Below are 13,247 nucleotides of genomic sequence, written 5' to 3' on the forward strand. Positions count from 1 at the left end.
CCGACAGCACCGCTAACACCCCTCCCCCGCCGATCTAAGGCAGTTTTAAGCACGCTTCAGTTTTCTTTGGTATATTAGTCCTAACACGTACTAATTTCTGAAAGACGCCGATGCAACGCTATTCCAAAACCGCAATGCTGCTGCACTGGCTGGTCGCCGTCCTGATCATCGCCGCCTTCTTCCTGGGGCTGACGATGGTGGACATCAAAGGCTTCTCGCCCACCAAGCTCAAGTACTACTCCTGGCACAAGTGGATGGGCGTGACCGTCCTGCTGCTCGCTGCCGTGCGCATCCTGTGGCGCAAGGCCAATGTGCCGCCGCCGCCCCCGGCCGGCATGCCGGCGTGGCAGCACAAAGCCGCCGACGCCATGCACTACGCACTGTACTTCTTCATGTTCGCCGTGCCCGTCTCGGGCTACCTGTACACCACGGCCGCCAACGTGCCGGTGGTCTACCTCGGCCTGTGGCAGATCCCCGCCCTGTTCGAAGGCACGCCCGAGCTGAAGGAATTCTTCAAGCCCATCCATTACTGGCTGAACATGGCCATGGCCGCCGCCGTGCTGGCCCATGCGGGTGCCGCCCTGAAGCACCATTTCATCGACCGCGACGACGTGCTCAAGCGCATGCTGCCGAAGTTTTAACCCTTCCACCACCCAGGAGTTTCCATGAACACCACGCAACGCGCCGTACTCGTTTCCCTGCTGGGCCTGTCGCTGGCCGCCAGCGCCGCCGTCCTGAAAACCGACGCGGCCAAGTCCACCGTGTCGGCCACCTTCAAGCAGATGAACGTGCCGATCGAATCGAAATTCAAGAAGCACAACATCGTCATCGACTACAACGCGGCCGCGCCGGAATCGTCCAAGGCCACGGTGGAAATCGACACCGCCAGCATGGACCTGGGCGACGCCGACATGAACAAGGAAGTGGCCAAGAAGGAATGGTTCAACTCGGCCCAGTTCCCGAAAGCCACCTTCACCTCCACCGCCATCAAGAGCGCCGGTCCCGGCAAGCTGACCGTTACCGGCAAGCTGACCATCAAGGGCAAGGCCGCCGACGTGAGCTTCCCGCTGACCGTGAAGGCCGACGGCAAGAACCAGATTTTCGACGGCGCGCTGCCGATCAAGCGTCTGGCCTTCAATATAGGTGAAGGCGAGTGGAAGGATACCGGCATGGTTGCCGATGATGTTACGATCAAGTTTCACGTAGTTGCAGCACAGTAAACACCACCCCCTTTACGGAGACGCAATGAAATTCAAGTTTTTGATCGCCGCCCTGGTTGCAGCCAGCGCCGGTTCGGCCATGGCCGACACCTTCAACATCGACCCGAACCACACTTACCCGAGCTTCGAAGCGGACCACATGGGCCTGTCGGTCTGGCGCGGCAAGTTCGGCAAGACCACCGGCACCGTGAACCTGGACCGCGCCGGCAAGACCGGCAGCCTGGACATCGTGATCGACGCCAAGACCATCGACTTCGGGCTGGAAGCGATGAACGCCCATGCGCGCAAGCCTGAGATGTTCAACGTGGAGAAGTTCCCTGAAGTGACCTACAAGAGCACGGCGCTGAAGTTCGACGGCGACAAGCTGGTGGGCGTGGAAGGCAACCTGACGCTGCTGGGCGTGACCAAGCCGGTCACGCTGAGCGTGAACAAGTTCAAGTGCATCATGCATCCGCGCCTGAAGCGCGAGGTGTGCGGCGCCGATGCCACCGCCGAATTCAAGCGCAGCGACTTCGGCCTGAACTATGGCTTGCCGAACTTTTCGCCGGACGTGAAGCTGGCGATCCAGGTGGAGGCGATCAAGGCTGAGTAAGCTGTAGCGCTTTCTGCCCGCCCCCCCCGTCGGCACTCGCCCACGGGGGATTTTTTTTTTGGGGTGTCGCGGTGCGTGCGCGGCGGGTTACGCTGCGCTAACCCGCCCTACCCGCCCTACTTTTGCGCCAGCAGGGCCTTGATGGCGGCCTCGGTCTGGCCGTACTGGCCTTCGCCGAAGTGGGTGTAGACCACTTTGCCGCTGCGGTCGATCAGGTATAGCGCCGGCCAGTACTGGTTGTTGTAGGCGGTCCAGGTGGCGTAGCGGTTGTCCTGCGCCACCGGGTAGTGGATGTCGAAGCGCTTGATGGCGGTCTGCACATTGCCGGTGCTGCGCTCGAAGGGGAACTCGGGGGTGTGCACGCCCACCACTACCAGGCCCTGGTCCTTGTATTTCTCGTGCCACGATTTCACGTGCGGCAGCACGTTGATGCAGTTGATGCAGGTGTAGGTCCAGAAGTCCACCAGCACCACCTTGCCGCGCAGCTGCTGCATCGTCAGCGGCTCGCTGTTGAGCCATTTTTCGATGCCGGTGAATTCGGCGGCGGGGGTGGGGTTCTTCAGCGGGCCGGCGACGGCGGCGCCGGTGGCCAGGGCAAGGGCGGCGGCAGCGGCCAGTTTGCGTGGGATGTTCATGTCAGAGTCCTTTCAGGGTGGGGAAGACGGAAGCCAGTTGGGCGTAAACCAGGATGTCGTATTGCAGGTAGATGGCCAGCGCGGTGGCGATCACCAGCACGCCGAACACTTGCTGCAGGCGGGCGGCGTGGCGCGCCACCACACGCACCCTGGCGGTGGCGTACTGGCCGCCGTAGATGATGGCCAGCATCGGGATGGCGGCGCCGACGGCGTATAGCGTCACCAGCAGCGCGGACCAGCCCAAGTCCTGCGAGCGCACCACCAGCGCCAGGATGGAGGCCAGCACCGGGCCGGCGCACGGCGTCCACACGGCGCCCAGCGACATGCCCAGCACGAAGCCGCCGAGATTGCCGTCGCGCGGGCCGGACGCTGCGCCCGCCCCCATGCCGGGCAACAGCTGCTGCAGGCGCGCCACCAGCCAGTCGTAGGGCTGCGGCCACAGGCGCAGCAGGCCGGAGATGGCCAGCATGGCGATGGCGGTGTTGCGCAGCGCTTCCTGCGCCGCGTGCACGGCCGACGATACCGCGCCCAGCAGCATGGCGAAGGAGGCGAAGGTGATGATGAAGCCCGCGATGATGTACAGCGGACGGGTTGTAGCGCTGGTGCTGGCGCCGGAGCCCGCCGCGCTGCCCAGCAGGATGGGCATCACCGGCAGCACGCAGGGCGAGGCGATGGTGAACACGCCGGCCAGCAGGGCCAAGGGCGTTTCGATCAGGTTGTGCATGGCGGCGCTCCGTGTGCTTGTGTGGATTCGATAGCCTCCATTGGACCGCCCCCAGGTATCCCCCTTGTGTCCGCCGCACGGCGGCGCTGCAATGTAGTGTGTACGGCGCGGAACGGGATACAGAGGGATACAAAAGCCCAAATCGCCTGGGTTATCATGGCTGCATGGAAAATACTGACCACGTACTCATCGTCGACGACGACCGCGGCATCCGCGAACTGCTGGCTGCCTACCTCGAAAAGAACGGCATGCGCGTGTCGCTGGCCGCCAACGGGCGCCAGATGCGCGCCGTGCTGGAACAGGGCGAGCCGGACCTGATCGTGCTGGACCTGATGCTGCCCGGCGAGGACGGCCTGCTGCTGTGCCGCGAACTGCGCGCCGGCAAGCACCGCACCGTGCCGGTGCTGATGCTGACCGCGCTGAGCGAGGAGGCCGACCGCATCGTGGGCCTGGAGATGGGCGCGGACGATTACCTGTCCAAGCCCTTTGCCTCGCGCGAGTTGCTGGCGCGCATCCGCGCCGTGCTGCGCCGCGCCCGCATGCTGCCCAAGAATATGCAGGTGACCGAGGCGGCCCACGTGCTGGGCTTCGGCGACTGGAAGCTTGACACGGTGGCGCGCCACCTGCTCGACGCCGACGGCACCATGGTGGCGCTGAGCGGCGCCGAGTACCGGCTGCTGCGCGTGTTCCTCGACCATCCGCAGCGCGTGCTCACGCGCGACCAGCTGCTGAACCTGACCCAGGGCCGCCAGGCCGACGCCTTCGACCGCTCTATCGACCTGCTGGTGAGCCGCCTGCGCCAGACGCTGAAGGACGTGGCGCGCGAGCCGCGCTACATCAAGACGCTGCGCAGCGAAGGCTATGTGTTCTCGGCCGCCGTGACGGTGCTGGAAGGCCGCGAATCGAGCCCGCTGCGCTGGCCGCGCTCCCTGTTCGCCCGCCTGGCGCTAATCCTGTTCGTGGGCCTGGCGGCCGGCAACGCCGCCTCGTTCTGGCTCACCATGACAGAGCGCAACCAGGCCACCATGAACGTGATGGTCGGCTACATCGAGCGCGAAGTGGCCAGCTCGGTCGCCCTGCTCGACCGCCTGCCTGCCGCCGAGCGCCCGGCCTGGCTGCCGCGCCTGGCGCGCCGCAGCTACCACTTCATGCTCGAACCCGGCGTCTCCGGCGTGGCGCCGGACGCCACCCTGTCGGCCCGCGTGGCGGCCTCCATCGCCGAGGGCATCGGCACCACCTACGAATTGACCGCCAACGCCGTGCCCGGCGAGCGCGAGCGCCTGCAAGTGCACCTGCGCCTGAGCGACGGTTCGCCGCTCACCATCGACATCACCCCCATGCCCGGCATCCCCTTGTCGCGCTGGCTGCCGCTGCTGCTCACGCTGCAGCTGGCAGTGCTGGCCGCCTGCTGCTGGTTCGCCGTGCGCCTGGCCACCCGCCCGCTGCACCAGCTGGCGCAGGCCGCCGATGCGCTCGGCCCGGACCTGAAAGCCGAGCGCCTGCCCGAAACCGGCCCGTCCGAAGTTGCCCGCGCCGCGCGCGCCTTCAACGCCATGCAGGACCGCATCGCCGGCTATATGACCGAGCGCCTGCAGATCCTGGCCGCCATCTCGCACGACCTGCAAACCCCGATCACGCGCATGCGGCTGCGGGTGGACATGATGGACGACGCGCCCCAGCACGCCAAGCTGCAGCAGGACCTGCACGAGATGGAAACGCTGGTCAAGGAAGGCGTGGCGTACGCGCGCACGCTGCACGGCACCGGCGAAGAGCCGCGCCGCATCGATCCGGACGCCCTGCTCGACAGCATGCTGGCCGACTACCGCGACGCCTGCCACGACGTGACGCTGGAAGGCAAGGCCGGCGGCGCGCTGATGGCGCGCCCGCAGGCGCTGCGCCGCGTGCTGGTGAACCTGGTGGACAACGCGCTCAAGTTCGGCGGCGCCGCCGAAATCGTGGTGACGCCGCAAGCGGGCGCGCTGGCCATCTCTGTATTGGACCGCGGCCCCGGCATCCCGGCCGAATCGCTGGAAGCGGTGTTCGAGCCTTTCGTGCGGCTGGAAACCTCGCGCAACCGCAACACCGGCGGCACCGGCCTGGGCCTGGCCATCGCGCGCCAGCTGGCGCAAGCCATGGACGCCACGCTCACGCTGCACCAGCGCGACGGCGGCGGCCTGGAGGCGCGCCTGGTGCTACGCAAGGTGTGAGGGCCGGAAGTGGCTGGGCGGCGCGCCCGCCCATGACACGAAAGCGCGCCTGAAATTGGTGGCATCGCTATAACCGAGCCGCGCCGCGATTTCATTATTATTCAGCTCGCTGGTCCTTAAATAACTGAGGGCCAGCTGCATGCGGTGGCGCGACAGGATTTCGCTATAGCTGGTGCCCTCCGCTTCCAGCCGGCGGCGCAAGGTACGGGCATTGACGGCCAATTCCCGCGCCACCTCGTCTATATTCGGAAAGACGCCGGAACAGCCCAGCAATATCATCAGCACCGCGCCGGCCGCCGTGGCATTGCGCGTCATCTTCTGCAAGGCCTGTTCGCACAATTCCAGCATCATCGCATGCGTAATCGCATCCGCTTCGGGGCGCGCCTTATTGGTTAATATTTCCCTGAAAACGATTTCATTTCTTTCCTGGTCAAATAATATATCGCAGTCGAATATGCCCTTGTATTCATCGGCGTGGGGCGGCGACGGAAAGCGCACGCTGATACGCTTTAATTCAAAATCACCGCCATATAAATCCCGGCCCATCGCTTTAAAACACGACATTTTTAATTCGACCACAAACCGGTATAAAGGATCGGTCGGCGCGCAGGCCAGGCTGGGTTCGATTTCCCAGACGGCCCAGCCGTCCCTGCCGGCGTAGCGCAAGCTGGTCAGCGGGTCGATCAGGCGGTTGTATCGGAGGACGGTCTGCAGCAGCGCCTTGCGGCTCGGGCTGCTCAGGATGGCAAAACCGAAAATGCCGCAGGCCGAGGTATTGAAGCAAGTACCCACTTGCAGCGCAACCCCGGGCGCATGCCGGATCGCGTTGCGGATCACGGCCATGATCTGCAGCACGGAGAAGCGCGTGGCGGCCACCCGCATCTCCGCCTCGCCGATGCCGCTGCCAGCCAGCGCCAGCTGCGCCGGTACGCCGCGCCGCGCCAGCTCGGCCAACAGGAAGACCACCAGGTGGGCCGGATAAAAGCGGACGCCCTGGCTGTAAGGGGACGGGGCGACAATGGACGGGCTGGAATCCTGAAGCAATTGGCTGGCGTTGACTGACTGATTCATTTCTTGTTACCTGTCCTGAACTGACCTGAAGAATGTCCGGTAATGACCTATGAACATTTCCCAAAAGGAAGTATATTGGTCATTTTGCAATTCAGCGCCAACTGATTCAGAGAAAAATTATAGCACCCCGACTTAAACAATTCACAAATTGAAATTGTAATTTACAAATCTCGTCAATTAACCGGGCCGCGCCACCATTAAGCCGCCACGCAATAGATCAATTCGATGATTCTTATAAGAGCCTGCCTGTGGGGCTTGCTTGTGATCGCCTTGATACTGGTCTGATGCATTAAAAGAATCCAGATATGCTCAAGGAAATTACGCTCAGCACCAGCGCCCTGCGCTGCCTGGAACGGCTGCGCACCATAGACGATTACACCTATGCGCATTCGGTGGCGGTGGGTTCGCTGATGCTGGCGCTGGCGCGGCACATGGGCATGGAGGCTGGCGCGGTGCGCGACTGCGGCCTGGCCGGCCTGCTGCACGACATCGGCAAGGCCACGGTGCCGTCCGACATCCTGAACAAGCCCGCCAGGCTGAGCCCGGCCGAGTTCGAGGCCGTCAAGCTGCATCCGGTGGCCGGCCACGCCCTGCTGCGCGCCGCCGGGGGCTTGCCCGCCATCGTGCTCGACGTGTGCCTGCACCACCACGAACGCTATGACGGCAAAGGCTATCCGTCCGGCCTGCGCGGCGAAGCCATCAGCCTGGAAGCGCGCATGTGCGCCGTGTGCGACGTGTACGACGCCATCACCTCGCCGCGTCCCTACAAGGCCGCGTGGAGCCGGCCGGAGGCGCTGCGCCGCATGGCGGACTGGACCCGCGAAGGCCATTTCGACCCCGCCGTGTTCGCCGCCTTCGAGCAAATTTTACTTGCGTCGCCGAAGTGAATTAAAGACAGCCGCATAAATATGATTGACAACATCTAAATTCCTGCCGTACCATCGCCACACTATCTACCTATCGATAGATAGACAACCTAGGAGTGAATGATGAAACTGTATGACCGTTCCGGCTTTCCCAACACCGCCCGCATCCGTATCGTCCTGGCCGAGAAAGGCCTGGAGCACCTGGTGCAGTTTGTCAGCGTCGATCTGATCGGCGCCGAGCACAAGAGTCCCCGCCTATCTCGCCAGGAACCCGCTGGGCGTGATCCCCGCGCTTGAACTGGACGACGGCACCGTGCTGGCCGAATCGACCGCCATCACCGAGTACTTGGACAATCTCGACGGCAAGCCCGTGCTGACCGGCGCCACGCCGCGCGAGAAGGGCCTGATCCACATGATGCAGCGGCGCGCCGAGTCCGAGCTGCTGGACCCGGTGGGGATTTACTTCCACCACGCCACGCCGGGCCTGGGCGCGGCCCTGCAAGCGCACAAGAGTCCGCAATGGGGCGCGCGGGCGGAATGGGGGCAGCGCGAAGGCGAACGCGCGCTGCGCGGCATGCGTTACTTTGACAGCGTGCTGCGCGCGCAGCCCTTTGTCGCGGGCGAACGCTTCTCTATGGCCGATATCACCGTGGCGGCAGGCCTGATGTTCGCCGGTGCGGCAGGACTGGCGGTGCCGGCGGAATGCAGCGCGCTGCTGGCCTGGCAGGCCAGGGTGCATGAGCTGCCCAGCGTGAAGCGGCGCAGCGGCCAGGGTTTCGAAGCGGAAGACCTGGCGCGCCTGGGCTTCTGAGCACGCCTTAGCTGAGCAGGCCTTAGCTGAACAGCCCCGCCGCCTCGTAGCCGGCCAGGATCGCGTCGAAGACTGCGGGGTCGCCGCGACCGCGTGCCACCAGCTGCGCGCCCTCGACGGCGGCAAAGATCGCCATGGCGCGCTGTTGCGCCTCGGCGCCGCCGGTACCGGGCCGGCGCGTCTCCAGCAGGCGCGCCAGCCAGGCCAGGTTCGCCTCGGTGAACGCGTCCACCTCCTGCCGCACTTCGGGCGGCAGGTCTTCATGTTCCGCACTCATGATGCCGCACAAGCACATGCGGTTGCCGTCCACCAGCGCGGCCCGGAAAATGCCGGTGTACCGCCGCAGGATGGCGCGCCAGTCCCCACCTGAAGCGAGCAGCTCGTCCAGATAGGCCACGCCGTCCGCCGTGTAGCGGCGCGCCAGTTCCGCGCCCAGGTCGCCCTTGGTGGGAAAGTGGTAGTGCACGCTGGCGCTCTTGACGCCGACGCTGGCGGCGATATCGCGAAAGCTCAACGCGTTGTAGCCGCGCGCCTGCACCATCTTGCGCGCTGCCGCCAAGATTTGTTCGCGCGTATCCATCAGCCGCCCTGCGTCAGATGCAAGCGCATTTGCTTGAGGATGTCCCTGGAACGCTTGTCGTCGGTGACGATGCGCGACAGCACCAGCGCACCTATCATGGACGACAGCGTCAGCACCGCCTCGGTCGATGCCTGCGCGGACCCAGGCTCCGCGTGGCGCGCCGCAAGCTGGGCAATCAAGCCTTCCAGCCCGGCGCTGGCGGCCTCGCGCACCGGCTCGCTGCCGCGCGCCAGCTCGGCCCCCAGTGCCGCGAACGGGCAGCCGGCACCGGCATTGTCGCGATGGTCCACCGACAGATAGGCGTTGACCGCCCCGTGCAGCGCCGGTTTGGCGCCGCGTTTGTCCATCGCCGCGCCCAGCGTTTCGCCGATTTCTTCGATGGCGTAGGCGCAGGCCTCCGCCACCGCCTGCTCCTTCGACGCAAAGTGCTTGTAGAAGCCGCCATGCGTCAGCCCCGCCGCCCCCATCAGATTGCTCAGCCCCGTGGCGCCGATGCCGTTGCGGCGGAACTCCCCGGCCGCCGCCTCCACGATGCGCTCGCGCGTGGCCGCCGTTTCCGCTCTCGATTTTCTCATTGCCTGTGCTTCTTTCCAAAACCGCGGCGCAGCAGCCGCTTGACATTTAGATGTTACCTGATATCTAATTGGATTTCACGCGACATCTAAATTTCAGGATGACGGTGTTTGATAAGGAAACTGCAATGGATTCGAAAACATACCTCGTGACCGGCGCCACCGGCCACACCGGCGGCCACACCGTGGACGCGCTGCTGGCGCGCGGCCTGGCGGTGCGCGCCTTCGTGCACAACGACGACGAGCGCGCCGCCGCGCTGCGCGCGCGCGCGGCGTGGAAGTGGTGCCGGGCGACCTGCTCGATATCGGCAGCGTGCGCGCCGCGCTGGAGGGCGTCGCGGGCGCCTATTTCATCTATCCGATCAAGCACGGGCTGGTGCAGGCGACGGCCTACTTCGCGCAGGCGGTGCAGGAAGCCGGCGTGGAAGCGGTGGTCAACATGTCGCAGATATCGGCGCGCCGCGATTCGCTCAGCAACGCAGCGCGCGACCACTGGATCGCCGAGCGCGTCTTCGACTGGTCCGGCGCGGGCGTGACCCACATCCGGCCGACCTATTTCGCTGAATGGCTGCTGTATCCGCATGTGCGGGCCGAACTGCGCAGCGAGGGCGTGATCAAGCTGCCGTTCGGCGCCGGCCGCCACGCGCCGATCGCGGCGGAAGACCAGGGCCGCGCCATTGCGGCCATCCTGGCCGATCCTGCGCCGCACCGGGGCAAGACCTATGTGCTGAACGGGCCGGTCGAGATGGATGAACACGGCATCGCCGCTGCGGTTGGCGAAGCGCTGGGCCGCGACGTGCGCTACCAGCCCATCGGCATGGAGGAGTACAGCAGGCGCCTGGCTGCCAGCGGCCTGTGGCCGCACATCATCCAGCACCTGTGCGAGGTGGCGGCCGATTGCTGCAACGGCGTATTCGAAGGCGAGGACAGCGTTATCGGCAAACTGACCGGCATCCCCCCAATGACCGTGCAGCAGTTCGTCGCCAAACACCGCGCCGCATTCGAGTAAACGGCGCCGCGGCGTTCCAGGCGTAATGCGGCAAAGAGCGATGGCCAGGCTCTCAATTGGGCGGAACAAGCTGTTGCAGCTTCGCGCCTAAATCCTTATAGGCTGCGGGGACGTTCAAGGCGGGATGGCCCCAATCGAAGAGGACGTAGCCGGAAAATTCCGGCAAGGCGACCTGCTTGACCGTTTCATCCAGGCCCAGCCCTTTATCCACCGCAGCTTGCACCTGGCTGCGGACGCTATCGAGGTAATCTATATGCCACTTGATGTCCTCTTTGCCCATCGGCACGCCGTGTCCCGGAACAACGCGGGCATCGGCCGGCAGGAAGGCATGCACCCGGCGCAGCGTGTCCAGCGTGGCGACCAGATGGCCATCAAGCAGCCAGGGGAGCGCGGGCTTTTTGGCAATCACCGCGTTGCCTGTCCATAGGCCTTTTGCCTGCGGCTCCCACACCCATAAATCGCCGCCCGTCTGCGCAAAGCCGAAGTCGATGATGTCGACCGTCTTGCCGCCCAAGTCCAGCGTTACCTTGCCGCCGGGCGCAACCAGCAAATCAGCCGCGCGCGCCCGGATTTGCTCAATGCCGCGCCCGGTTCCGAAATTCTTGATCATGAATGCTTTGTCGTCGTCCAGGTGGCCGGATATATAGCTGCGCGTCTGCTCATGCTGGATGATGATGGTCTTCGCCGGCAAATACATATTGCCGTAGGTATGGTCGCCGTGCGAGCTGGTGTTGACGGCATAGAGGATGGGCTTGTGGCCAAGCTGCTCGCTCAAGGCTTGCACCTGGCCGTTCAAGCGCTTGTTCAGCATGGTGTCGACCAGCAGCGCCCCCTTGCTGCCGACGATGAGACCGCCGCTGGTCGCGGCAGCGCCGCCCCTGGCATTGAGCTCCTTGGCATTGCTGGCGTAGTACGCGTACACGCCGTCAGCAAGCTTGTCGCCGGCCATGTCGACCTTGTTGCCGTCCCAGATGGGCTCGGCGGCACGCCCCTGCGTGGCCAGCAATGCCCCGGCTATCGCGATGATGTGAAGAATTTTCATGTCGGTACCGTCCGGACTCTACGCTATGGAGCGGACCACGCCGCCATCCGCTTTCAGTGACGTGCCGTTGATCGCGGCGGCCAGGGGACTGCAGACGAATGCGACGACCGCCGCGATTTCATCGGGGGCGATAAAACGCTGCAGGATCGATGTGGGCCGCACGTTCCGGAAGAACGCTTTCTCAACCTCGTCCCTGCCCTGGCCGCCCTCCTTGGCCATCTGGTCCACAAAGGCCGTCACGCCTTCCGATTTGGTAGGCCCTGGCAAGACCGCGTTGACTGTCACGGCGCTGCCTGCGGTCGTTTCCGCCAGGCCGCGCGAGACGGCAAGCTGTGCTGTCTTGCTCATGCCGTAATGGATCATCTCGGTCGGTATCTGCAGGCCCGATTCGCTGGAGATGAAGACGATGCGCCCCCAGTTTTGCTCCAGCATCGGGGCGAGATAGTGACGGCACAGCCTTACGCCGCTCAGCACGTTGACCTCGAAAAAGCGGCGCCAGTCGGCGTCCGGTATGTCGCCGAACGGCTTGGCCTCGAAAATGCCCAGGTTATTCACCAGGATATCGATTTTCGGAAAGCGTTCCATGCATAACCGAAAACCTCCTTCGCTTGCCAGGTCCGCCACCAGGCCATGCGCGGCGCCGCTGGCGGCCATCGCCTTGCTGACGCGCTCTTCGGTGCGGCCGTTCACGATCACGTCGGCGCCCTCGCCTGCCAGCCGCGTGGCGATGGCCAGGCCGATCCCGGCGGTGGAGCCGGTGACCAGCGCGGTTTTTCCTGCCAGTTCGAGGTTCATGGCTGACCACCTTTCATGGACGGACTGTCGAGGAACTGGCGGATCACTGCCACCGCCTCGGCCGGCTTCTCTTCCATCAGCCAGTGGCCCGATCCCTGGATGACGGACTCTTGGACATTGACCGCCACTTCCCGCATGATCTGCGCCTGCATGGCGCCGAAGGATTCTTCTCCGCCCATGGCCAGCACCGGCATGGTCAGCTTGGTCTTGGCAAAGGCCAGATTGTCCTGGGCATCCTGGCTAAATGCTGCGAACTGGGCGAAGCCGGCGCGCATGCCGCCGGGACGGGAATAGGTCCTCGCGAAGAAATCCTTCGTGGCAGGACTGGGTTGATCCGGGCTGGCCGAGAAGGCGCTCCAGATGCGGTTCAGGTAGATCCGTTCGCGGCCCGCCACCAGGCGCTCCGCATCCGGTCCGTTGAAATTGAAATGCCACACCCCGGGGTTCTGCAGGATCTGGTTCCAGGGGCCGATGCCGGGAATCGGCGCATCCATGACGGCCAACCGCTCAACCTTGTCGGGATAAGTCGCCGTGTAGGCATAGGCGACCATATTGCCGATATCGTGCGCCACCACCGCCGTCTTGTCGTGGCCCAGGGCCTCGACGACTGCGCGGATGTCCCCGGCCTGGGTTTTCTTGTCGTAGCCGCTGGCCGGAATGGACGAACGTCCGATGCCGCGCAAATCGGGCACGATCACGGTATGGTCCTTCATCAGGTCGGCCGCCAGCGGTCCCCAGGAGTCGCTGTTCTCCGCATAGCCATGGATCAGCACCACGGCAGGACCGGTGCCGCCCGCGCGGACAAAAATCGACGTGCCATCGGGCGCCTTGACCGTGCGCGCTTTGAAGCTCGACGGCAGTGCAGGCACTTTCTGTCCGGCCGCCATGGCGACGTTGAAAAAAGACGGGCCGCTCAGGGCCAGCAACATGAATACCGCTCTCAAACACCGTTTCATCATCAGCTCCTTTGTTTGCGAAACATGAAAACCTGAGCCGATCATGTCACCGCCCTCGATTGGCGGCTATCCCGTGAAAGGGTAATCTTTTTGCCACCCCGATGTCACAATTTCAATGTTAGACTGCAACAACCCAGTAGAACTGCCTCTCACAGAGATGGGAACAT

The 13,247-nt window shown here is 64.4% G+C and carries 14 protein-coding genes and 3 pseudogenes; 9 read left to right on the top strand and 8 right to left on the bottom strand.

The genetic code is table 11. The features are described 5' to 3' along the window. Positions 1-110 precede the first annotated feature (110 nt). From ACFJI2_RS24595 to ACFJI2_RS24605, 3 genes are read left to right on the top strand one after another with little or no spacing between them, the layout of a single operon-like run. Positions 111-641, top strand: a complete 531-nt coding sequence (locus ACFJI2_RS24595) for a cytochrome b (RefSeq protein ID WP_132137691.1) — start codon at positions 111-113, stop codon at positions 639-641. A gap of 24 nt (positions 642-665) precedes the next feature. Continuing rightward, positions 666-1,220, top strand: a complete 555-nt coding sequence (locus ACFJI2_RS24600; protein ID WP_377702295.1) for a YceI family protein — start codon at positions 666-668, stop codon at positions 1,218-1,220. A 25-nt stretch (positions 1,221-1,245) separates the two neighbouring features. Next, complete coding sequence (locus ACFJI2_RS24605) at positions 1,246-1,812, top strand: YceI family protein (RefSeq protein WP_377702296.1); 567 nt, start codon at positions 1,246-1,248, stop codon at positions 1,810-1,812. A 116-nt stretch (positions 1,813-1,928) separates the two neighbouring features. Here the strand turns inward: ACFJI2_RS24605 and ACFJI2_RS24610 are convergent, their stop codons facing one another. Together ACFJI2_RS24610 and ACFJI2_RS24615 are read right to left on the bottom strand one after the other, a co-directional pair. After that, positions 1,929-2,447 (bottom strand): thioredoxin family protein, encoded by a 519-nt coding sequence (locus ACFJI2_RS24610; protein ID WP_377702297.1) that lies wholly within the window; start codon positions 2,445-2,447, stop codon positions 1,929-1,931. Between the two features lies 1 nt (position 2,448). After that, entirely contained in the window at positions 2,449-3,171 is a 723-nt protein-coding gene (locus ACFJI2_RS24615) for a cytochrome c biogenesis CcdA family protein (protein ID WP_377702298.1), read from the bottom strand. Between the two features lie 164 nt (positions 3,172-3,335). Here ACFJI2_RS24615 and ACFJI2_RS24620 point away from each other — a divergent pair. Beyond that, positions 3,336-4,028, top strand: a pseudogene (locus ACFJI2_RS24620) (response regulator); the annotation flags it as partial. 30 nt (positions 4,029-4,058) lie between these two features. Then, positions 4,059-5,378, top strand: coding sequence for a sensor histidine kinase (locus ACFJI2_RS24625; protein WP_377705900.1), 1,320 nt, complete (start codon positions 4,059-4,061; stop codon positions 5,376-5,378). On the opposite strand, the gene ACFJI2_RS24630 is transcribed toward ACFJI2_RS24625, so the two are convergent. Next, positions 5,364-6,332: an AraC family transcriptional regulator gene (locus ACFJI2_RS24630; RefSeq protein ID WP_377702299.1), complete on the bottom strand. Its 969-nt coding sequence runs from the start codon at positions 6,330-6,332 to the stop codon at positions 5,364-5,366. The two genes, ACFJI2_RS24625 and ACFJI2_RS24630, sit on opposite strands and share 15 nt — an antisense overlap. A gap of 422 nt (positions 6,333-6,754) precedes the next feature. Here ACFJI2_RS24630 and ACFJI2_RS24635 point away from each other — a divergent pair, with 422 nt between their 5' ends. Together ACFJI2_RS24635 and ACFJI2_RS24640 are read left to right on the top strand one after the other, a co-directional pair. Continuing rightward, on the top strand, positions 6,755-7,336 hold the full coding sequence (locus ACFJI2_RS24635) for an HD-GYP domain-containing protein (RefSeq protein WP_377702300.1): 582 nt from the start codon (positions 6,755-6,757) through the stop codon (positions 7,334-7,336). A 102-nt stretch (positions 7,337-7,438) separates the two neighbouring features. After that, positions 7,439-8,126, top strand: a pseudogene (locus ACFJI2_RS24640) (glutathione S-transferase family protein). A gap of 22 nt (positions 8,127-8,148) precedes the next feature. Here the strand turns inward: ACFJI2_RS24640 and ACFJI2_RS24645 are convergent. Both ACFJI2_RS24645 and ACFJI2_RS24650 read right to left on the bottom strand, forming a co-directional pair. Further along, positions 8,149-8,706 (bottom strand): TetR/AcrR family transcriptional regulator, encoded by a 558-nt coding sequence (locus ACFJI2_RS24645; protein ID WP_377702301.1) that lies wholly within the window; start codon positions 8,704-8,706, stop codon positions 8,149-8,151. Further along, a complete protein-coding gene (locus ACFJI2_RS24650) occupies positions 8,706-9,281 on the bottom strand; it encodes a TetR/AcrR family transcriptional regulator (protein ID WP_377702302.1) in 576 nt (191 codons plus the stop codon). The genes ACFJI2_RS24645 and ACFJI2_RS24650 overlap by 1 nt, the downstream gene beginning before the upstream one ends. 125 nt (positions 9,282-9,406) lie before the next feature. Between ACFJI2_RS24650 and ACFJI2_RS24655 the strand changes: the two are divergent. Further along, a pseudogene (locus tag ACFJI2_RS24655) lies at positions 9,407-9,469 on the top strand (hypothetical protein); the annotation flags it as partial. An 83-nt stretch (positions 9,470-9,552) separates the two neighbouring features. Beyond that, positions 9,553-10,287: an NmrA family NAD(P)-binding protein gene (locus ACFJI2_RS24660; RefSeq protein ID WP_377702303.1), complete on the top strand. Its 735-nt coding sequence runs from the start codon at positions 9,553-9,555 to the stop codon at positions 10,285-10,287. A 52-nt stretch (positions 10,288-10,339) separates the two neighbouring features. Here the strand turns inward: ACFJI2_RS24660 and ACFJI2_RS24665 are convergent, their stop codons facing one another. The 3 genes from ACFJI2_RS24665 to ACFJI2_RS24675 are packed head-to-tail and all read right to left on the bottom strand — an operon-like array spanning position 10,340 to position 13,125. Then, entirely contained in the window at positions 10,340-11,329 is a 990-nt protein-coding gene (locus tag ACFJI2_RS24665) for an MBL fold metallo-hydrolase (RefSeq protein ID WP_377702304.1), read from the bottom strand. A gap of 18 nt (positions 11,330-11,347) precedes the next feature. Next, positions 11,348-12,124: an SDR family NAD(P)-dependent oxidoreductase gene (locus ACFJI2_RS24670; protein WP_377702305.1), complete on the bottom strand. Its 777-nt coding sequence runs from the start codon at positions 12,122-12,124 to the stop codon at positions 11,348-11,350. Beyond that, positions 12,121-13,125: an alpha/beta fold hydrolase gene (locus tag ACFJI2_RS24675; RefSeq protein WP_377702306.1), complete on the bottom strand. Its 1,005-nt coding sequence runs from the start codon at positions 13,123-13,125 to the stop codon at positions 12,121-12,123. Before ACFJI2_RS24675 ends, ACFJI2_RS24670 begins: the two co-directional genes overlap by 4 nt. Between the last annotated feature and the right edge of the window lie 122 nt (positions 13,126-13,247).

The organism is Pseudoduganella sp. UC29_71 (assembly GCF_042693265.1).
Lineage (GTDB): Bacteria > Pseudomonadota > Gammaproteobacteria > Burkholderiales > Burkholderiaceae_D > Rugamonas.

Bases quoted from the DNA above. Each gene is read 5' to 3' on its own strand.
- ACFJI2_RS24650 (WP_377702302.1), bottom strand. From the start codon at position 9,281: ATGAGAAAATCGAGAGCGGAAACGGCGGCCACGCGCGAGCGCATCGTG.
- ACFJI2_RS24645 (WP_377702301.1), bottom strand. From the start codon at position 8,706: ATGGATACGCGCGAACAAATCTTGGCGGCAGCGCGCAAGATGGTGCAG.
- ACFJI2_RS24615 (WP_377702298.1), bottom strand. From the start codon at position 3,171: ATGCACAACCTGATCGAAACGCCCTTGGCCCTGCTGGCCGGCGTGTTC.
- ACFJI2_RS24610 (WP_377702297.1), bottom strand. From the start codon at position 2,447: ATGAACATCCCACGCAAACTGGCCGCTGCCGCCGCCCTTGCCCTGGCC.
- ACFJI2_RS24670 (WP_377702305.1), bottom strand. From the start codon at position 12,124: ATGAACCTCGAACTGGCAGGAAAAACCGCGCTGGTCACCGGCTCCACC.
- ACFJI2_RS24595 (WP_132137691.1), top strand. From the start codon at position 111: ATGCAACGCTATTCCAAAACCGCAATGCTGCTGCACTGGCTGGTCGCC.
- ACFJI2_RS24675 (WP_377702306.1), bottom strand. From the start codon at position 13,125: ATGATCGGCTCAGGTTTTCATGTTTCGCAAACAAAGGAGCTGATGATG.
- ACFJI2_RS24665 (WP_377702304.1), bottom strand. From the start codon at position 11,329: ATGAAAATTCTTCACATCATCGCGATAGCCGGGGCATTGCTGGCCACG.
- ACFJI2_RS24605 (WP_377702296.1), top strand. From the start codon at position 1,246: ATGAAATTCAAGTTTTTGATCGCCGCCCTGGTTGCAGCCAGCGCCGGT.
- ACFJI2_RS24600 (WP_377702295.1), top strand. From the start codon at position 666: ATGAACACCACGCAACGCGCCGTACTCGTTTCCCTGCTGGGCCTGTCG.
- ACFJI2_RS24635 (WP_377702300.1), top strand. From the start codon at position 6,755: ATGCTCAAGGAAATTACGCTCAGCACCAGCGCCCTGCGCTGCCTGGAA.